Annotated in this window: 15 protein-coding genes; all 15 read left to right on the top strand. The window is 76.8% G+C overall.

All coding sequences use genetic code 11. The features are described 5' to 3' along the window. Positions 1-310: 310 nt before the first annotated feature. The 15 genes from KPL60_RS10245 (at position 311) to KPL60_RS10170 (ending at position 20,132) form a co-directional block, all read left to right on the top strand. Positions 311-1,921 (top strand): UDP-N-acetylmuramoyl-L-alanyl-D-glutamate--2,6-diaminopimelate ligase, encoded by a 1,611-nt coding sequence (locus KPL60_RS10245; RefSeq protein ID WP_374228664.1) that lies wholly within the window; start codon positions 311-313, stop codon positions 1,919-1,921. Positions 1,922-2,015: 94 nt separating this feature from the next. After that, complete coding sequence (gene murF / locus KPL60_RS10240; protein ID WP_226365652.1) at positions 2,016-3,461, top strand: UDP-N-acetylmuramoyl-tripeptide--D-alanyl-D-alanine ligase; 1,446 nt, start codon at positions 2,016-2,018, stop codon at positions 3,459-3,461. Beyond that, positions 3,458-4,528 (top strand): phospho-N-acetylmuramoyl-pentapeptide-transferase, encoded by a 1,071-nt coding sequence (gene mraY, locus KPL60_RS10235; RefSeq protein ID WP_062404548.1) that lies wholly within the window; start codon positions 3,458-3,460, stop codon positions 4,526-4,528. Before murF ends, mraY begins: the two co-directional genes overlap by 4 nt. Beyond that, positions 4,525-5,943 carry a UDP-N-acetylmuramoyl-L-alanine--D-glutamate ligase gene (murD, locus tag KPL60_RS10230; protein WP_226365651.1) on the top strand — a complete coding sequence of 473 codons (1,419 nt, stop codon included), beginning with the start codon at positions 4,525-4,527 and terminating at the stop codon, positions 5,941-5,943. Before mraY ends, murD begins: the two co-directional genes overlap by 4 nt. Beyond that, positions 5,940-7,220: a putative lipid II flippase FtsW gene (ftsW, locus tag KPL60_RS10225; RefSeq protein WP_226356227.1), complete on the top strand. Its 1,281-nt coding sequence runs from the start codon at positions 5,940-5,942 to the stop codon at positions 7,218-7,220. The genes murD and ftsW overlap by 4 nt, the downstream gene beginning before the upstream one ends. A gap of 2,291 nt (positions 7,221-9,511) precedes the next feature. Continuing rightward, positions 9,512-10,672: a glycosyltransferase gene (locus tag KPL60_RS10215; protein ID WP_374228663.1), complete on the top strand. Its 1,161-nt coding sequence runs from the start codon at positions 9,512-9,514 to the stop codon at positions 10,670-10,672. 47 nt (positions 10,673-10,719) lie between these two features. Beyond that, complete coding sequence (gene murC / locus KPL60_RS10210; protein WP_374228662.1) at positions 10,720-12,084, top strand: UDP-N-acetylmuramate--L-alanine ligase; 1,365 nt, start codon at positions 10,720-10,722, stop codon at positions 12,082-12,084. Between the two features lie 34 nt (positions 12,085-12,118). Beyond that, on the top strand, positions 12,119-13,141 hold the full coding sequence (locus tag KPL60_RS10205) for a cell division protein FtsQ/DivIB (protein ID WP_226365649.1): 1,023 nt from the start codon (positions 12,119-12,121) through the stop codon (positions 13,139-13,141). A gap of 224 nt (positions 13,142-13,365) precedes the next feature. Beyond that, positions 13,366-14,757 (top strand): cell division protein FtsZ, encoded by a 1,392-nt coding sequence (gene ftsZ, locus KPL60_RS10200; RefSeq protein WP_226365648.1) that lies wholly within the window; start codon positions 13,366-13,368, stop codon positions 14,755-14,757. Between the two features lie 5 nt (positions 14,758-14,762). After that, the gene (gene pgeF / locus KPL60_RS10195; RefSeq protein ID WP_226365647.1) at positions 14,763-15,545 is read left to right on the top strand and encodes a peptidoglycan editing factor PgeF; all 783 of its coding nucleotides are present in this window, start codon (positions 14,763-14,765) and stop codon (positions 15,543-15,545) included. A 64-nt stretch (positions 15,546-15,609) separates the two neighbouring features. After that, entirely contained in the window at positions 15,610-16,368 is a 759-nt protein-coding gene (locus tag KPL60_RS10190; RefSeq protein ID WP_374228635.1) for a YggS family pyridoxal phosphate-dependent enzyme, read from the top strand. A 128-nt stretch (positions 16,369-16,496) separates the two neighbouring features. Further along, complete coding sequence (locus tag KPL60_RS10185; protein WP_226356233.1) at positions 16,497-17,246, top strand: cell division protein SepF; 750 nt, start codon at positions 16,497-16,499, stop codon at positions 17,244-17,246. Positions 17,247-17,249: 3 nt separating this feature from the next. After that, the gene (locus KPL60_RS10180) at positions 17,250-17,546 is read left to right on the top strand and encodes a YggT family protein (RefSeq protein ID WP_374228632.1); all 297 of its coding nucleotides are present in this window, start codon (positions 17,250-17,252) and stop codon (positions 17,544-17,546) included. Between the two features lie 47 nt (positions 17,547-17,593). Next, positions 17,594-18,448: a DivIVA domain-containing protein gene (locus KPL60_RS10175; protein ID WP_073573917.1), complete on the top strand. Its 855-nt coding sequence runs from the start codon at positions 17,594-17,596 to the stop codon at positions 18,446-18,448. An 88-nt stretch (positions 18,449-18,536) separates the two neighbouring features. Next, positions 18,537-20,132, top strand: a complete 1,596-nt coding sequence (locus KPL60_RS10170; protein WP_226365645.1) for a hypothetical protein — start codon at positions 18,537-18,539, stop codon at positions 20,130-20,132. The last annotated feature ends 230 nt before the right edge of the window (positions 20,133-20,362 follow it).

Raw genomic sequence — 20,362 nt, 5'->3', positions numbered from 1 at the left:
CGGGTGCCGGCCGGGCCGCCGTGCACCCCGCCCGACGAGCCGCCCACCGGCCCGGAACCTGCGCCGGATGGCCGTATCCGGCTCGTCGGACGGCCGTGTGCCGGTCGACGTTCCGCCGCCCGCCGCGACCGCCTCCGCGAGCGGTCGCGGGCGCCTGACCGGGACGAGGGGCGGCCCGCGCCGGTCGGTAACCTCCGGCCCTGTGCCCGACCTCCACACCGCAGCCACCGCCCGCTCCCGGAGCACCGGCGGGTCCGCGCTCGGCGGCGGGCCGGGTGGTGTGCAGGGCGACCGGACGGGGACGGGTGACGTGGCGGGATCCCTCGAGTCGCTGCCGGACCGCCCGTCGCAGGTGCGCCCGGTCGACGTCGCCCTGCTCGGGCGGCTCGCCGGCGCCGAGCTGAACCCGCGCACCGCGGGCAGCGGGCCCGGCCCGCTGCTCGACCCCGCGGCCGGACCGCACACCGTCACCGGCGCCACCCTGCGGGCGGGCTCGGTGCGCCCCGGCGACCTGTTCGCGGCGCTGCCCGGCGCCCGCGCCCACGGCGCCGACTTCGCCGCGCAGGCCATCGCCGCCGGCGCCGGCGCGATCCTCACCGACGCCGCGGGCGCGGACCGCGCCGAGATCCGGCACTCCCGGCTCCCGGTGCTGGTGCACCCGAACCCGCGCGAGGTCCTCGGCCCGGTCTCGGCCGCCGTCTACGGCGAGCCCACCGCCCGCCTGCGGGTGCTCGGGGTGACCGGCACCTCGGGCAAGACCACCGTCGCGCACCTGCTGGAGGCGGGCCTGACCGCCGCCGGGCGGGCCACCGGACTGCTCGGCACCGTGCGGACCCGGGTCCAGGTCCCCGGCCACCCGGCCCGGGCGCTGCCCAGCGCGTTCACCACCCCCGAGGCGCCGGACCTGCAGGCGCTGTTCGCGGTCATGGTCGAGGCCGGCGTGACCGACGTGGCCATGGAGGTGTCCAGCCACGCGCTCGCGCTCGGCCGGGTCGGCGGGTCCCGGTTCACCGCCGGGGCCTTCACCAACCTGTCCCAGGACCACCTGGACTTCCACCCCACGATGACCGACTACTTCGAGGCCAAGGCCCGGTTGTTCGGCGGCGGCGGGGCGGGCGTGGAGGCCGCGCGGCACGGCGTCGTCTGCGTCGACGACGAGTGGGGCCGCCGGCTGGCGGCCCGCCACCGGGACGCGGTCACCGTCTCCTCCGACCCGCGCGGCGCGCACGCCACCTGGACGGTCCGTGACCTCACCGCGCACCCCGACGGCACCCAGACCTTCACCGCGGTCGGCCCCGGCGGGCTCGCGGTGCCGGTCACGCTGAGCCTGCCCGGCCGCTACAACGTCGCGAACGCGCTCGTCGCGCTGGCCGTGCTCGACTCCGACGGGATCGACCCCGAGGTGGCCGCGGCCGGGTTCGCCCGGGCGTCGGTGCCGGGCCGGATGCAGCGCGTCGACGCCGGTCAGCCCTGGCTGGGCGTGGTCGACTACGCGCACAAGCCGGCCGCCGTCGCCGCGCTGCTGGACGCGCTGCGCCGCCAGGTCCGCCCGCACGCACGGGTGATCACCGTGCTCGGCTGCGGCGGGGACCGCGACACCGGCAAGCGCCCGCTGATGGGCGCCGCCGCCGCGATCCGGTCCGACGTGCTCGTCGTGACCGACGACAACCCCCGCAGCGAAGAGCCCGGCGCGATCCGCCGCGCGATGCTCGACGGCGCGTTCGGCGAGCCCGCCCGCGGTGACGTCATCGAGATCGGCGACCGGCGCAGCGCGATCGTCTACGCGGTCCGCTCGGCCCGCCCGGGCGACGCGGTGGTGGTCGCCGGCAAGGGCCACGAGGCCGGCCAGGAGATCAACGGCGTCAAGTACCCGTTCGACGACACCGACGAGCTGGTGGCGGCGATCCGGGCGGCGACGTGACGCGCCGCGGGGCGACGGGGCAGGGCGTGCCGGCACCCGGCACGGACCGCGCACGGGCAGGAGGACAGATCGGACCGGTGGAGGCGAGCGGGCGATGATCGAGATGACGCCGGCGGAGATCGCGGCCGTGACCGGCGGCCGCTTGCACCGCATCGACGAGGAGACCGCCGCCGCGCCGGTCACCGCCGTCGAGTTCGACTCCCGGCGGATCGGGCCGGGCGGGCTGTTCCTCGCGCTGCCGGGGGAGCGGGCCGACGGCCACGACTTCGCCGCGCAGGCCGTCACCCGCGGTGCGACCGCGGTGCTGGCGGGCCGCGAGGTCGACGCCCCCGCGGTCGTCGTGCCGCCGGTCGAGGTCCGCGACAGCCACACCTACCTCGGCGCGGTCGACCCCGACGGGACCGGCGCCGCCGTCCTGGCCGGGCTGGGCCGCCTCGCCCGGCACGTGCTGGGGGCCCTGCCGGGGCTCGCCGTCGTCGGCGTGACCGGGTCGGCGGGCAAGACCTCCACCAAGGACCTGCTGGCCGCGGTGCTGTCCCCGCTGGGGCCGACCGTCGCGCCGCCGGAGTCGTTCAACAACGAGCTCGGCACGCCGTACACCGCGCTGCGCGCCGACGCCGGCACCCGCAACCTCGTGCTGGAGTTCTCCGCCCGCGGGATCGGCCACATCGCCGCGCTGTGCGCGGTCGCGCCGCCGCGGATCGGGGTCGTGCTCAACGTCGGCTCCGCCCACCTCGGCGAGTTCGGGTCCCGCGCCGCGATCGCCACGGCCAAGGGCGAGCTCGTCGAGGCGCTGCCGCCGGGTGACCTGCCCGGCGGCCGGGGCGGCGTCGCCGTCCTCAACGCCGACGACGAGCTGGTCGCCGCCATGGCGACCCGCACCCCCGCCCGGGTCGTCACCTTCGGCCGCGCGGCGGACGCGCACGTGCGGGCCACCGACGTCGCCCTGACCGCGGGCCGGGCGTCGTTCCGGCTGGTCACCCCGGCCGGGTCGGCCGACGTCGCGCTGCGGCTGGTGGGGGAGCACCAGGTCTCCAACGCCCTCGCCGCCGCCGCGGTCGCCCTCGAGCTGGGCGGCACCCCGGACGGGATCGCGGCGGCGCTGTCCGCCGCGACGCCGGCGTCGCGCTGGCGGATGGAGGTCACCGACCGCGCCGACGGGGTGACCGTCGTCAACGACGCCTACAACGCCAACCCCGAGTCCGTCCGCGCCGCGATCGCCGCGCTCGGGCAGATCGCCGGTCCGGAACGCCGGGCCTGGGCGGTGCTCGGCCCGATGGCCGAGATCGGGGACGGCGCGGCCGCCGAGCACGCCGCGGCCGCGGAGAACGCCCGCGCCGCCGGGGCCCGGGTGGTCGCCGTCGGCGCACCCGACTACGGGCCCGGCGCCGAGCACGTCGCCGACGTGCCCGCCGCCCTGACCCTGCTGCGGGAGCGGACCCGGACCGGCGACGTCGTGCTGGTCAAGGCCTCCCGCAGCGCCGGGCTGGAGCGGCTCGCCGCCGGCCTGCTGACGACCGAAGGACTGGTGTGCCGGTGAGGGGCCTGTTCCTGGCCGCGGGTCTCGCGCTCGCGGTGTCGATCCTGCTCACCCCGTACCTGATCCGTTTCTTCGCGCGGCAGGGCTTCGGGCAGGAGATCCGCGAGGAGGGCCCGCAGAGCCACCAGTCCAAGCGCGGTACGCCGACGATGGGCGGCGTCGCGATCCTGCTCGCCATCTGGGTGGGCTACCTGGGCTCGCACGCGTTCACCCGGGAGCCGATCACGGCCTCGGCGCTGCTGGTGCTGTTCCTGACCACCGCGCTGGGCGTCGTCGGGTTCCTCGACGATTTCCTCAAGATCCGCCGCCAGCGCAACCTCGGCCTGAACAAGACCTCCAAGATCGTCGGCCAGGTCCTGACCGCGACGATCTTCGGTGTGCTCGCGGTGCGCTTCGTGAACGAGCGCAACCTCGCGCCCGCCTCGGAGAGCCTGTCGTTCGTCCGCGACATCACGGTGCTGAGCTTCGGCGTCGTCGGGTTCGTGCTGCTGTGCAACCTGATCGTCGCCGCCTGGTCGAACGCGGTGAACCTCACCGACGGCCTCGACGGCCTGGCCGCCGGTACCGCCGCGATGGTGCTCGGCACCTACGTGATCATCGCGTTCTGGCAGTTCCGCAACAACTGCGCGATCGCCGCGACCGCGGGCTGCTACGAGGTCCGCGACCCGCTCGACGTCGGCCTGGTCGCCGCCGCCGCGATGGGCGGCTGCATCGGGTTCCTCTGGTGGAACGCCGCCCCGGCCCGCATCTTCATGGGCGACACCGGGTCCCTCGCGCTGGGCGGCCTGCTCGCCGGGCTGTCCATGGTGACCCGCACCGAGCTGCTGCTCGTCGTCATCGGCGGCGTGTTCGTCGTCGAGGCGCTGTCGGTGTCGCTGCAGATCATCGTGTTCCGCACCTCGCGTCGCCGGCTGTTCCGGATGGCGCCGTTCCACCACCACTTCGAGCTCGCCGGATGGGCCGAGACGACCGTCATCATCCGGTTCTGGCTGCTCGCCGCGATCTGCGCGGCGATGGGGCTGGGCATCTTCTACTCCGAGTGGCTGTCCATGTCGGGTTCCGGGTGAGCGGCCCGTTCGGCGGGGACCCCGTCCTGGTCGCGGGGGCCGGCGTCTCCGGTCTCGCGGCCGCGACGGCCCTGGTGGACGCGGGGGCCCGGGTGCTCCTGTCCGACGACCGCGCCGACGCGCTGTCCGCGCTGCCCGACGGCGTCGAGCCGTGGCGTGGCGGCGGGATCCCCGAGGGGGTCCGCACCGTCGTCACCTCGCCGGGGCGCCGGCCGGACCACCCGCTGGTCGCCGAGGCCGCCGGGCTCGGCGTCGAGGTCATCGGGGAGCCCGAGCTCGCCTGGCGGCTCGGCGTGCTGCGCGACACGCCGCCGTCGTGGCTGGTCGTGACCGGCACCAACGGCAAGACCACCACCACCGAGATGCTCGCCGCGATCCTCGCGCGCGCCGGGGTGGACGCCGTCGCCTGCGGCAACATCGGCCACCCGGTGGTCACCGCGGTCGCGGCGGGCCACGCGGTGCTCGCGGTCGAGCTGTCGAGCTTCCAGCTGCACTGGTCGCCGTCGGTGCGCCCGGCCGCGGGCGTGGTGCTCAACGTCGCCGAGGACCACCTGGACTGGCACGGCGGGATGGACGCCTACGCCGCGGCCAAGGCGCGCGCGCTGCTGGGCGACGTCGCGGTCGGCGGGATCGACGACCCGGTGGCCGCACGGCTGCTCGGGGAGTCCCCGGCACCGCGACGCGTGGGGGTCACCCTCGGCCCGCCCGGACCGGACCAGCTCGGCGTCGCCGACGGGGTGCTGACCGACCGCGCGTTCGGCGGCGGGGCACTGCTCGCGGCCGACGCCGTCGTCCCCCCGGGGCCGCCCGGGGTCACCGACGCGCTCGCCGCCGCCGCGCTGGCCCGCGCGCACGGTGTCGACCCGGAGGACATCGGCGCAGCCCTGGCGGCGTTCACCCCCGGCCCGCACCGCAGCGCCCCGGCCGGCGAGCACGCCGGTGTCACCTACCTCGACGACTCCAAGGCGACCAACCCGCACGCCGCCGGGGCCGCGCTGGCCGCCGTCGCGGCGCGGCGGCCCGGTGCCCGCGCCGTCTGGGTGGTCGGCGGGCTACTCAAGGGCGTCGACCCGGCCGAGCTCGGCCTGCTCGCCGCCGCGCACGCCGACCGGCTGGCGGGGATCGTCGTGATCGGGACGGACCGGACACCGATCGTCGAGGCGCTGACGCGACACGCGCCCGGCCTCCCGGTCGAGGAGGTCGCGCCGGGACACGATGGTCCGATGGCGCCCTCCGACCTGCAGGACCCGATGCCGGCCGCGGTCCGCCGCGCGTCCGGCCTGGCCCGCCCCGGCGACGTCGTGCTGCTCGCCCCGGCCGCCGCCTCGATGGACCAGTTCCGCGACTACGCCCACCGCGGCGACGCGTTCGCCGCCGCCGTCGCCGGCCTGGCCGCCGCCGGGGTGTCCCGGTGAGCCCGGCCGCGCCGGACCGCACGCTCGGCCAGGCCGCCGTCACCGGCACCCGCGGGGCCGTGCGGCGGCTGCGGCGCTGGCTGCGCCGCCCGCTGACCTCGCTGCACCTGATCCTCGGCGTCTTCGGGCTGCTGACGCTGTTCGGGCTGGTGATGGTGCTGTCGGCGTCGTCGGTCGGCGACGGCTCGTCGTACTCGGTGTTCACCCGGCAGCTGATGTTCTGCGCGGTCGGGCTGGTGTTGTTCTACGTGGGCCTGCGGGTCCCCCCGCGCCGCCTGCGCGCCGCGGCACCGGTGCTGCTGATCATCGGCCTGGTCGCGCTGGTCCTGGTGCTGATCCCGGGGATCGGCGCGCTGCGCGGCGGCGCCCGGTCCTGGTTCGCGTTCGGCCCGGTCTCGCTGCAGCCGTCGGAGGGCGTGAAGATCGCGCTGACGCTGTGGGGCGCCCACGTGCTCGCCGCCCGCCGCGCGGTGATGCACCGCTGGAAGCACGCCCTCAACCCGGTCGTCCCGGTGACGCTGGTGATCTTCACGCTGCTCGTGCTGGAGCCCGACCTCGGCATGACGATCTCGGTCGGGATCATCATGTTCGCGCTGCTGTACTTCGGCGGCGCCCCGGTGAAGCTGCTCGCGCTGATCGCGGGCGGCGGCCTGGCCGGCGCGGTGATCCTCGGGCTGACCGCCGGGTACCGGGCCAGCCGGATCACGGCGTTCCTGTCGTCGTCGGCGGACCCGCTGGGCCCCGCCTACCAGGCGACTCAGGCGCTCTACGCGCTCGCCGACGGCGGCCTGTTCGGCGTCGGCCTCGGCCAGGGCCGGGCGAAGTGGGACTACCTGCCCAACGCCCACAACGACTTCATCTTCGCGATCATCGGCGAGGAGCTGGGCCTGGTCGGGGCGGGTGCGGTACTCGCGCTCTTCGCGACGCTGGCCTACACCGGCATGCGGATCGCCGCCCGCAACACCGACCCGTGGCTGCGGATCGTCGTCGCGACGTCGACGGCGGGCCTGGTCGTGCAGGCGTCGATCAACATCGGGTACGTCGTGGGACTGCTGCCGGTGACCGGGCTGCAGCTCCCGCTGATCTCCTCCGGCGGTACCTCGCTGGTGGTGACCATGTTCCTGTTCGGGCTGCTCACGAACGCGGCCCGGCACGAGCCGGAGGCGGTCGCCGCGCTCCGGAAGGACGGGCAGGGGCGGCTGGCGAAGCTGCTGCGCCTGCCGTTGCCGCAGCCCTACCGCGCACCGGCACCGGTGTCGCGGTGGGCGGCGCGTTAGGGCGCTCCCACCGGAGTGGGAGCGGACACGACGGACGACGCAAGGGGCACGAGAGCGTGACGGGTACGGATCAGACCGGCGGGAACGACGGCACCGGCTCGGGCCGGGAGCCCGGCCGGCGTCCGACCATGGGCGGCCGCGCTCCCGGGCCCCACGAGGTCCGGCCGGACGGTGTGGTCTTCGGCGGCCCGGACGGGGCGGGTGGCACGGGCGGTCGCCCGGCCTGGCCCACTGAGTCCCCGTCGGGTGCCGACCTGTTCGGCGCCTCCGCTGCTCCGGAGTCCCCGTCGGCGCAGGTCCCCGCGTCGCAGCCCTCCGCGGAGCCGGGTCCGCGTGGTCCGCAGCGGCTGCCCGGTACCGGGTGGGACCCGCACGCGCAGTCCCGCCGCCCGGGCGCCGCCCCGCGCAGCGGGGACGGGCCGCAGGGGACGAACGGCGTCGCGCACGGCGACCGCGGCGCGGCCCGGCCGGCGAACGGCGCCGCGCACGAGGACCTCGGGCCCGACGGCGCCGACCGTCACGACGGCCCGCGCACCGACGTCCCGCGGAACCGCGTCGCGCGCAACGGTGCCGACCGCCACGACGCCCCGCACAACGGTGTCCCGCGCAACGGGACCCCGCAGAACGGCGCCCCCCAGAACGGCGCCCCGCACAACGGTGTCCCGCACAACGGTGTCCCGCGCGGCGCCGCCGAGGGCGGGGACCAGGGCGTTCCGCAGGGCCCGAACGGCGTGTCCCACGGCCCGGACGGCGTCGTCCCCGACGGTGGGCCGCGCGGCCTGAACGGCGCACCGCGCTCCGCCGACGACGCCGGACAGCAGCCGGGCGGCCTGCCGCGCCGCCGGCCCGGGGGACCGGTGCCGCCCGGAGCGATGCCGTCGCGTCCCGGCGCGGCCGACGACCTGTTCACCCCCCGCGGGAGCGCCGCACGCAGCGGCCCGGCGCCCGCGGACCACGGCTCGACCGGCGCCCCGATGAACGGCGTGCCGCGCACCGGCCCGGGGGAGGACGGCCCCGCACCCGCCGGTCCGGGGCCGCACGTCCCCGGCGCGCCGACGACGGACACCGGACCCACCGTCGCCACGCCGCACACCACCGGACCGCACGCGGCGGCCCCGCACGGCGCCGGCGTGAACGGTGCTGCGCCCTCCGGCGCCGGTACCGACGGCACCCGGGCCCCCGGCGGCCGCAGCGACGCCGCCACCGGCCCGGACCCGGTCGACACGACCGGACCGGACGCCGGGACCGGCCCGCAGCCCGTCGCCGACGGCCGGGGCACCGCAGCGGCCGAGGACCCCACGGCGACCGACCCCGGTCGGGCCACCCCGCAGCAGCCCGGCCCGCAGGAGCCCCGGCGGCCCGGCCCGGCGACCCTGGGTCCGGAGTCCACCGGATCCACCCCGGCCCGCCGCGAGCAGGCGGCCGGCGAGCCGCCGACCGTCGCGCACCCCGCGGGCGACGCCGCCGGGCTCCCGGCCGCCGCCTCGGCGGACGGGCCGTCGGGCACCGGGTGGCAGCAGGCCCGGCCCCCGTCGGCCCAGCAGCGCCCGGCGCAGCCCGGCGAGCGTGAGCACGCCGGCGTCACCGCCACCGGTCCGCAGAGCGGGCCCGAGCCGGGCGCGCTGTCGGCGACCGGCCCCCGTGGCCCGGTCCCGCCGCACGGCAGGTTCGCCCCCGGTCCGTACGCGCCCGGACGTCCCGGCGCCGGTCCGCACGGCCCCGGCCCGCTCCCCGGTGGTCCCGGCCCGCAGCAGTTCGGGCGTCCCGGCCCGGCGGGCCCGAACGCCCTGACCGGCACCGGCCCGCACCACCCCGCCGCCCCCGGGCAGCAGGGCCTCGGACAGCAGGGCCCCGGAGCGCAGGGCCCCGGACAGCAGGGCCCCGGTACCGCCGGCCCGGGTCCGCAGGGTCCCGGTCCGCAGGCGCCGGGTCAGCAGGGCCCCGCACGTCAGGGGCCCGGGTACGCGGGCCCCGGCCGCCCGGGTCCCGCGGGAACCGGCCCGTTCCGCCCGGTCGGCCCGGGCGGGTTCGGTCCGGCCGCCCCCGGCACCCCCGGGCCGTACGGCCCCGGCGGCCCCGGTGCACCCGGCCGGCAGGGCCCCGGTGGCCCGGTCGCACCCGGACCGCAGGGCCCGGGTGACCCCCAGGGCCCCGGCGGCCCGCAGCCCCACGGCCTCCAGGGACCCGGCCCTCAGGGACCCGGCCCCCAGGGACCCGACCCCCAGCCGAACGGCCCGCAGCAGAACCCGCAGGGCGACGGCGTGCCCGGTCCCGGCGTGCCCGGTACCGGCGTGCCCGGACCCACGGGCCCCGACGCGACCCGCACCTTCGGCCCCGCCACCACGCGACCCGCGGGGGAGCAGGCGCCGGCGCCGGCGCGGGGCGGCCTGTCGGTCGTCGTCGCCGGGGGCGGGTCGGCCGGGCACATCGAGCCCGCGCTGGCCGTCGCCGACGCGATCCGGCGGCTCGTCCCGGGCGCCCGGGTCACCGCGCTCGGTACCGAGAAGGGCCTCGACACCCAGCTGATCCCGGCGCGCGGCTACCCGCTCGAGCTGATCCCGCCGGTGCCGCTGCCCCGCAAGCCCACCGCCGACCTGTTCAAGCTCCCCGGCAACGTCCGGGGCGCGGTGAAGCGGGTCCGGGAGGTGCTCGAGGCGGCCGAGGCCGACGTCGTCGTCGGGTTCGGCGGGTTCGTCTCGCTGCCCGCCTACCTCGGCGCCCGCGGCCGGGTGCCGATCGTCGTGCACGAGGCCAACGCCCGCGCCGGGCTCGCGAACAAGGTCGGTGCGCGGTTCGCCTCCGCCGTCTGCGTCGCGGTGCCCGGCACCGGGCTCGCGAACGAGGAGGTGGTCGGGATGCCGCTGCGCCGCTCGATCACCACCCTGGACCGGGCGTCGCTGCGGCCGGAGGCCCGGACGTACTTCAACCTGCCGCCGCACGGCCCGGTGCTGCTGGTCTTCGGCGGCTCCCAGGGCGCCCGGACCCTGAACGACGCGGTCGCCGAGTCCCTGCCCGCCTTCACCGAGCGGGGCATCTCGGTCCTGCACGCGTACGGGAAGAACGGCACCCCCGCCGATCCGCGGCCCGGCTACGTGCCGGTGCCCTACATCGAGCGGATGGACCTCGCCTACGCCGCCGCGGACGTCGTCCTCGGCCGGTCGGGCATGACCACCGTCGCGGAGCTCACCGCCGTCGGGCTGCCCGCGGTGTACGTGCCGCTGCCGCACGGCAACGGTGAGCAGGCGCTCAACGCCCGCCCGGTCGTCGAGGCCGGGGGCGGCAAGCTCGTGCAGGACGAGGACATGAACGGTGAACGCGCGATCGACGAACTGATGCCGATGCTCACCGACCCCGACCTGGCCCTCGCGATGGGCCGCCGCGCCCGCGCCGCCGGGCACGGCGAGGCCGACGAGAAGATCGCCCGCATCGTCATGGAGGTGGCGGGCCGGTGAGCGTGCTCTCCGACCACGTCCACCTCATCGGGATCGGCGGCGCCGGGATGAGCGGGATCGCGCGGATCCTGCTCGCCCGCGGGGCCACCGTCTCCGGGTCCGACGCGCGGGACTCCCGCACGGTCACCGCGCTGCGTGCGCTCGGCGCCCGCGTCGAGACCGGGCACGACGCCGGCCACCTGCGCCACGACGGCGAGACCCCGCCGACCGTGGTCGTCTCGACCGCGATCCGGGAGACCAACCCGGAGCTGGCCGCCGCCCGCGAGCGCGGCTACGACGTCGTCCACCGGGCGGTCGCACTGGCCGCGCTCACCGACGGACGGCGGCTGGTCGCCGTCGCCGGGACGCACGGCAAGACCTCGACGACGTCGATGGTCACCGTCGCCCTGCAGCACGCCGGGGCCGACCCGTCGTTCGCCATCGGCGGCGACCTGTCGGTGTCCGGGTCGGGCGCCCACCACGGCAGCGGCGACGTGTTCGTCGTCGAGGCCGACGAGAGCGACGGCTCGTTCACCGCGTTCGCCCCGTCGGTCGCGATCGTCACCAACGTCGAGCCCGACCACCTCGACCACCACGGCGACGAGGCCGCCTACCGGGCGGTGTTCGAGCGGTTCCTGGAACGGCTCGTCCCCGGCGCCACCCTCGTCGCCTGCGCCGACGACCCGGGGTCCGCCGAGGTCGCGGTACGGGCGGAGGAGTCGGGCGTCACCGTGCTGCGCTACGGCCGCACCGCGACCGGCCCGCACGACGCCCGGCTGCTCGAGTTCACCCCGGACGGCACCGGCTGCCGCGCACGGTTCCGCACCGGCGACGCCGAGCACGTGCTCACCCTCGGTGTCCCGGGCGAGCACATGGTCCTCAACGCGCTCGGCGCGTTCCTCGCCGGCGTCGCCGTCGGGACCGACCCGGCCGTGCTGCTGGAGGGTCTCGCCGGGTTCGGCGGAGTGCAGCGCCGGTTCGAGTTCAAGGGCCGCGCCCGCGGCGTGTCGGTCTACGACGACTACGCCCACCACCCCACCGAGGTCGCCGCCACCCTGCGCGCCGCCCGCGAGGCCGCGCCGGTCCGCGACGGGCGACGCGGCCGCGTCCTGGTCGCGTTCCAGCCGCACCTGTACTCGCGCACCCGGCTGTTCGCCGCCGAGTTCGGCGCGTCGCTGTCGCTGGCGGACGAGGTGATGGTGCTCGACGTCTACGGTGCCCGGGAGGATCCCGAACCCGGCGTCGGTCCGGCGCTCATCACCGACGCGGTGACGTTGCCGGCCGGGCGGGTGCACCGAGCCCCCTCGTGGGAGCGGACACCCGCGGCGATCGCCGCGCTCGCGACCGACGGCGACGTCGTGATCACCATGGGCGCCGGTGACGTCACCGCGCTCGGGCCGGAGATCCTGCGGGAGCTCGCCGGCGAGGGGTGAGCGCGCGACACGGCGGCGGCACAGCGGGGGCACGATGAGCAGCGACGAGCAGGACACCGGCGACGACCGGGCCCGGGACGGTGCCCGTTCGCCGGGCCGCCGTGACCCCGAGCAGGAGCGGCGCGCCGCCGAGCGCGCCCGTCGCATCCGGGAGCGCCGCGCCGCCGAACGCCGTGCCGCCGCCGGGACCCCCGCCGCCGACGGCCACGACGAGCCCGACGACCCCGAGGACGCCGACGACCGGGCCGCCGACACCGGCGAGGCGGCCGAACCGGCGGGCCGGGGGAGCGGACGCGGCGCGGCCGCCGCGGTCCGGGAGCGCACGGCGGCCCGCGCGGCCGAACGGTCCCGCAGCCGCGACCCGCGCTACCGGCGCCGTCGCCTCGTCGCCCTGCTGGCCACCGCCGCCGTCGTGCTCCTCGGGGTGTCCGCGGCCGGCTGGTGGGCGCTGGGCCGGTACGGCCCCCCGGTGGCCACCGTGCGGGTCGACGGCACCCGCCAGATCCCCGTCCGCGACGTCGAGGACGCCGCGGGCGACCAGACCGGTGTGCCGCTCGCCGCGGTCGACACCGACGGCGTCGCCGCCCGCGTGTCGGCCATCCCGGGCGTCGCCGCGGTGGAGGTCGACCGGTCCTGGCCGGACACCCTGGTGGTGGCCGTGACCGAACGCACCCCGGCCGCGCTGCTCGACACCCCGGACGGACCGAAGCTCGTCGACGTCACCGGGTTCGTCTACCGCGACGCCCCGCCCGACGTCCGGCTGCCCCGGCTCCAGCTGCCGCGCGTCGCCCCGGACGACCCCGCCACCCTCGCCGCGGTCGGCGTCCTGCAGGCACTGCCGGTCCCGGTCCGCGACCAGGTGCAGACGCTGTCCCTCGGCGGGGGCGGATCCACCTTCGAGCTGGGGCTCACCGAGGACCGGCGCGTCCTGTGGGGCCCGTGGTCGGACACCGACCAGGCCGCCGCCCGGGCCCGGGTCCTCGGGCCGGTGCTGCAGCGCGAGGGCGCCGTCTACGACGTCTCCAGCCCGTCGCTGGTCACCGTCCGGCAGCGCTGACCCGCCGCACCCGGCCCGATGGTTGCGGGGGGTGACCGTCCGACGACCGTGCGGGTTTCCACCGGCGGCGAGGTCGAACCACCCGGGCGGGGTGTTGTCGTCGTGCGGCGCGCCTGCTGGACCCGGGCACCGCAATCCACTTAGCGTGCGCACCCGAAGGCCCGGGGCACCCGGAGCTTGACCCACCCGAACCCCGGACCCCGAGCGACTGGAAGGTGCCGCGCATGACGCCCCCGCACAACTACCTGGCAGTGATCAAGGTGGTCGGCATCGGTGGCGGCGGCGTCAACGCCGTCAACCGGATGATCGAGGTCGGCCTCAAGGGCGTCGAGTTCATCGCGGTGAACACCGACGCCCAGGCCCTCCTCATGTCCGACGCCGACGTGAAGCTCGACATCGGTCGTGAGCTGACCCGCGGCCTCGGTGCCGGCGCCAACCCCGAGGTCGGGGGCAAGGCCGCCGAGGACCACGCCGAGGAGATCGAGGAGGTCCTCAAGGGGGCCGACATGGTCTTCGTCACCGCGGGCGAGGGCGGCGGCACCGGCACCGGCGGCGCACCCGTCGTCGCGTCGATCGCCCGCAAGCTCGGCGCGCTGACCATCGGTGTCGTCACCCGCCCGTTCACCTTCGAGGGGCGCCGTCGCGCGGGGCAGGCCGAGGAGGGCATCCAGGCGCTCCGCAACGAGTGCGACACCCTCATCGTCATCCCGAACGACCGGCTGCTGCAGCTCGGCGACGTCGGCGTCTCGCTGATGGACGCCTTCCGCTCCGCCGACGAGGTACTCCTCTCCGGTGTCCAGGGCATCACCAACCTGATCACCACGCCCGGCCTGATCAACCTCGACTTCGCCGACGTCAAGTCGGTCATGTCCGGGGCCGGGTCGGCGCTGATGGGAATAGGGTCCGCACGCGGCGAGGGCCGCGCCGTGCAGGCCGCCGAGAAGGCGATCAACTCGCCGCTGCTCGAGGCGTCGATGGACGGCGCGCAGGGCGTGCTGCTGTCGATCGCGGGCGGCTCGGACCTCGGCCTGTTCGAGATCCACGAGGCGGCGTCGCTGGTCCAGGAGGCCGCGCACCCCGAGGCGAACATCATCTTCGGCACCGTGATCGACGACTCGCTCGGTGACGAGGTGCGGGTCACCGTGATAGCGGCCGGTTTCGAGGGCGGCACGCCGACCCACAAGAAGCTCGAGCCGTCGGTGTTCAACCGCCCCACCCAGAAGGCCGCCGAGCCCGCACCGCAGGCCGCGCCGCCGCAGCAGGTCGAGCAGACCCAGCCGCACCAGCAGCAGGCCGGTGGGCAGGCCCCGCAGGGGCAGGCCCGCTGGGCGGCGACCACGGCCACCACGCCGTCGACGCCGCACCTGCCCGCCACGGCGCACGCCCCGGAGCGGACCGGGATGCTGCCGCCCGCGCAGCCCACCGCCCCGGCCCCGCGCCAGGGCGACACCCAGCACGGCGGCGACGGCGCGTCCGTCCCGAGCGGTCCGATGTCCGCGCCGGCCTCGCCGACGTCGGCCCCGGCCCAGCACGGGACCGTCGGCGGGAACCCCGCGGCGCGTCCGGCCGAGCCGGTCGAGGACGAGGTGGACGTCCCGCCGTTCATGCGGCGCTGACCCGCGTGCCGGACTCACCGACACCGGCCACGGCGGCCCGCGCGGGCGGCACCCGCCGCGCGCGGATCCGCCGGGTCACCACCACCCGGGCCGGCGGCCGGTCCGAAGGCCCGTTCACCTCGTTCAACCTGTCGTCGGGAGTCGGTGACGACCCGGACGCGGTGACCGGGAACCGGGCCCGCGTCGTGCGTGAGCTCGGCCTGTCCGGGCTGGTGTTCCTGAACCAGGTCCACGGCCGCGACGTCGCCGTGCTGCGCGAGCCCCCGCGGGCCCGCCCCGGCACCGGTGGCGTCGCCCCGGACATCGCCGACGTCGACGCCGTCGTCACCGACGTGCCGCTGCTCGGGGTCGCGGTGCTCGCGGCCGACTGCGTGCCGGTGCTGCTCGGCGACCCGGTCGCCGGCGTCGTCGGGGCGGCCCACGCGGGCCGCGTCGGCGCGGCGGCGGGCGTCGTCGACGCCGTCGTGACCGAGATGACCGCACTGGGCGCGCAGCCCGCCCGGCTGGAGGTCCTGCTCGGGCCGTCGGTCTGCGGCCGCTGCTACGAGGTCCCCCCGGCCATGCGCGCCGAGGTCGACGCCGCACTGCCGGGCAGCGCGTCCACCACCCGCACCGGCACCGCCGGCCTGGACCTGCGCGCCGGGCTCACCCGCCGCCTCGCCGACCTCGGCGTCACGAAGGTCGCGACCGACCCGCGCTGCACCGTCGAGGACCCGGACCTGTTCAGCCACCGGCGCGACGGCCGCTGCGGCCGCCAGGCCGCCCTCACCTGGCTCGACCCGCGCTGATCGGCACCCCGGTCCGGCGATCCACGCCACGCGGGGCTCGCGGGCGCCCCCGCGGGCGGGAACGATGGACGCCGTGTCCGATCCCCGCACCCCCACCGCCGACCGTGTCGGCGAACTGACCGACCGACTGGCCGCCGTCCGCGAGCGGGTGGCCGACGCCTGCCGCGCCGCCGGCCGCGACCCCTCCGAGGTCGGGCTGCTCGCCGTCACCAAGACGATCCCGGCCGCCGACGTGGCCGCGCTGGTCGACCTCGGGCTGGATGCCTTCGCCGAGAACCGCGCGCAGGAGGCGGCGTCCAAGGTGGACGAGGTCCGGGCGCTGCGCCCGGACGCCGTGCCGGACTGGTTCTTCGTCGGCGGGCTGCAGCGGAACAAGGTACGGACGGTGCTCCCGTGGGTGACACGGATCGACTCCGTCGACTCGCCCCGGCTGGCCCGCGCGATCGACAAGGAGGTCGCGAAGGCCCGCGACGCGGGGGAGCGCGGCGGCCCGCTGCCGGTGCTCGTGCAGTACAGCGTCGACGGCGACGCCGACCGCGGCGGCGTCGCCCCGGAGGGGCTCGTCGAGCTGACGGACCTGGTCACGGAGCTGCCGGGGCTGGAACTGGCCGGGCTGATGGCCGTCGCGCCGCTGGGCTGGGAGCCCGATGCGGCGTTCGAGCGGATCGCCGAGGCGCACCGGGAGACCGTCGGGCGGCACCCCGGGGCGACGGTCCTGTCGGCCGGGATGAGCGGGGACCTGGAGTCGGCGATCGGTCACGGATCGACGGTGGTGCGTGTCGGTACGGCCCTTGTGGGGGATCGGCGGATAGCCTCCGAGTAATCGCTGGTGGGTGTGGGTACTGAGCAGGTGGCGGACACCGCACCGTCGGCGAGACCGTCGCCAGAACGCGGGGTGCGCGTGCGGTTGGGACGCGTACGGAGTCGAGCAGTACTGCGAGGGGACAGCGGATGAGCGCGATGTACCGGCTGAAGGCGTACTTCGGCATGGTCCCGGCCGACGAGATGGACTATGTGGACGAACCGGATCACTACCGGGGCGGCCACGAGCACCACGCCGGCCCGCGCGGTGACCGTTGGTCCGCCGGGGCCGGTCGGTTCGCCGACCAGGCGTCCTACGACGACGACCGCTACGAGACCGCGGTCCGCTACGAGGACGGATGGGGCGCCCGCCCGGCGCGGGAGACCCTCCGTCCGGCGCGCGCCGTGCGGCAGGATCCACGCGGCGAGCGGGAGACGCTCGGGCTGGTCCCGGAGCGCGGGAGCCTTCCCACCCCCCTCGGAGGGGGCGCCGGAGCGGCCGTCCGCGGGGCGCTGGCGATGGACCCGGAGACCCTCCGGGGCCCGGCACGCGAGGAGCGGAGCGAGCCCGTCGTGGCCCCCGCGCCGGTGCCGGAGCAGCGCGACCGGGCCGCCGCGGGACCGGCGTCGATCACGACGCTGCACCCCCGCAGCTACAACGAGGCCCGCACCATCGGCGAGCGCTACCGCGACGGTGTGCCCGTCATCATGAACCTCACGGATCTGGACGGCGCCGCCGCGAAACGCCTGGTGGACTTCGCCGCGGGCCTGGCGTTCGCCCTGCGCGGGAGCATCGACAAGGTCACCGACCGGGTGTTCCTTCTCACCCCGGCCGACGTCGAGGTCTCCGCGGACGACGCGCGGAGGCTCGCCGAGCGCGGAGCTTTCCGACAGGATTGAGTCGTGGCCGACCCGATCCTGACGCTGATCTACTACATCCTGTTCCTCTTCTGGCTGCTGCTCGCGGCCCGCATCGTCGTCGAGATGGTCCGGTCGTTCGCGCGCCAGTGGCGACCCGCCGGAGCGCCCGCCGTGGCGCTCGAGGTCGTCTTCACCGTGACCGACCCTCCGGTCAAGTTGCTGCGGAGAGTGATCCCCGTGGTCCGTATCGGAGGCGTAGGACTGGACCTGTCGATTATGGTTCTGTTGCTGGTGGTGTTCATCTCGATGAGCGCCGTCAGATCACAGCTCCTGGGATGAGCCCCAGTCACCCGGGAGTGCCGCCGAGGACCGCATGAGGTGATCCGATGCCGCTGACGCCCGCCGACGTTCATAACGTCGCGTTCAGCAAACCCCCGATCGGGAAGCGGGGTTACAACGAGGACGAGGTCGACGCCTTCCTCGATCTGGTCGAGGCCGAACTGGCCCGGCTGATCGGGGAGAACGACGACCTGCGCGACCAGGTCGCGCAGCTGGAGCAGCGTCTCGGCGATGCCGAGGCCGACCTGGAGGAGGCACGGAGCCAGCCGGCTCCGGCGCAGACCCAGGCCCTGGCCGCCTCCCCGTCGCCGATGGGCCGTGGTGCGGGTGCTCCCGCTCCGCAGCTGGCCGGTGCCGGCCCCGCCGATGCCGACGGCGGTGACCACCACGTGCAGGCCGCCAAGGTCCTGGGCCTCGCCCAGGAGATGGCGGACCGCCTGACCGCGGAGGCCAAGAACGAGGCCGACACGATGCTGTCGGACGCCCGGAACAAGTCCGAGCAGCTCCTGTCGGACGCCCGGACGAAGGCCGACGGCCTGGTCAACGACGCGCGCTCGCGTGCCGAGACCATGCTCAACGACGCCCGCACGCGGGCCGAGACGCTCGAGCGCCAGTCGCGCGAGAAGGCGTCCGGCCTGGTCAGTGAGGCCGAGCGCAAGCAGAACGAGATCATGGGCGCCATCCAGCGCGACAAGTCCGTTCTGGAGAAGAAGATCGACGAGCTCCGGACCTTCGAGCGGGAGTACCGCACCCGCCTGAAGACCTACCTGGAGTCGCAGCTGCGTGACCTGGAGGGTCGCGGTTCCGCTGCCCCGTCGGACGGCACCGGTGCCACCAGGTCGGGCTCGAACGGCGGGTACGCCGCCTCCGGGTACGGCCAGCGGGCCGACACCGGGAGCTGACCGCCCCACGGCGCCGCCGAGGCGCCGGGGACGACCGACGACGACCGGGTAGCGGACAGGTGCCGCTGCCGACCGACGGAGTTCGCCGATGCTGGTGCTGGTCCTGATCCTCGTGGTCATCGCGCTGGTGCTGCTGCTCGCAGGATGGTTCCTGCACGTGGTGGCACTGGCGTGGACATCGGCGGTCATCAGCCTGATCGCGGGCCTGGTGCTCGCCTACGACTGGTGGCAGACCCGTGCCGCGGTGAAGGCCGGTGACCGGGCGGAGGCCGACGCCTCCGGTCGTGGCACCGGTGCCCCCGCGGCGCCGGACCGGGCCGACCGGGCCGACATGGAGGCGCGCTACGGCGCCGACATGGAGCCCGCGACGCAGGTCCTGCCGGTCGTCCGGCCGGACAGCGGCGCGGCCTCGGGTACGCCCGAGGCGGCGCAGAACGCGACCGACCAGACCATCCAGATGCCGGTTGTCAGGCCGTCCGGCTCTGCGGAGGGACCGCCCGGCGCATCTCGATCGGGTGGACTTTCGTCACGCACGGTGACCGATTCCGGGGCCGAGGACGCGGCCGACCCGAGCGGGGTGGCCGCGTCGCACGCGGGCGCCCCGGCGGGACCGGACGCGTCGGCGGGACCGGACGGGGAGGGCGGTGCGGGTCGTGGCGGCGACCCGGCACGGTCCGGCCCCGCCGAACCCGGCACCGCGGAGCCGCTCGCCGAGGCGACGACGCGGGCGACCGACTCGCGGCCGACCGGAACCGGCGCCGCCGGCACGACGTCGGCCGTGACGGCGGCAGCCGCAGGCGCGGTCGCCGCCGGGGCGGCCGGTGCCGTGGCAGCCGGACGCGACGGCGGGTCGGGCGCCGACCCGGCAGCACGCTCCGGTGCCCACGACGGTGCCGACGACCCGGGCTTCGGCTCGGGGTCGGGTACCGGCTCGGGCGCCGACGGCACGGGAGGCACCGGCACGGGCACCCCGCCCGCCGCCGGATCCGACCGGCCGGACATCCCGGAGGGCCGGTCCGGCCCCTCCGACACGACCACCGCGACCCGTACCCCGGGAGCGGCGGACGCGACCACCGCGAACGGCGCTCCGGGAGCGGCGGACGCGACCACGGCGGACCACGTCCCGGGAGCGGCGGACGCGACCACCGCGACCCGCACGCCCGGAGCGGCGGACGCCACCACGGCGACCCGCACCCCCGGAGCGGCCGACGCCACCACGGCGACCCGCGCCGCGGGCGCACCCGGTGGTCCGGGCGGGGGCAGCCCGTCCGGTGCGGGCCTTCCCGACGCCGCCGTGCCCGCGGGCGCCGCGGCCGCGGGCTCCGGGGCCCCGGCCGACGACACCCGGGCCGGGACACCCGCGGGCACGCCCGCCGGATCCGGCGCGGACACGAACGGCACCCCGGCCGACACCGCCGGGGCCGACGCGCCCACCGGGACGGACGGCGACTCCCCGGAGGAGCCGCGCGACCCGACCCTCGCTGCACTCGCCGCGCGCCTGCCCGACGAGGTGCTCGTCATCGACGAACACCCCCGCTACCACGTGCAGACCTGCCGCGCGCTCACCGGACGCCCGGTGATCCCGCTGCCCGTCAGCGAGGCCGTCGAGCTCGGGTTCACCCCGTGCGGCTGGTGCGCACCGAACCGGACCCTCGGCGAGCGCCACCCCGCCCAGGCCCGCTGACCAGCGGCGCGGCGCGCCCCACGGAATAACGGGGCGCGGCTGCGCGCTACCCTGGTTCCACAGGCACCGATCCGGCCATCACCGGGGAGCCTCCGGAAGAAACGGCCCCCGGCCGGAGTAGAACCGGACGGGTGCGGCCCGTCATCGCCGTCGAACGAGAGGCCCGTGCACCCGTGCACGGGCAAGCGGGGTGGTACCGCGGCACGGCTCTCCAGAGCCGTCGTCGTCCC

The sequence above is a fragment of the Pseudonocardia sp. ICBG162 genome, from assembly GCF_020496225.1.
Lineage (GTDB): Bacteria > Actinomycetota > Actinomycetes > Mycobacteriales > Pseudonocardiaceae > Pseudonocardia > Pseudonocardia alni.
Note: the sequence above shows the minus strand (reverse complement) of the source record. Positions and strands in the feature narration are given on the sequence as shown.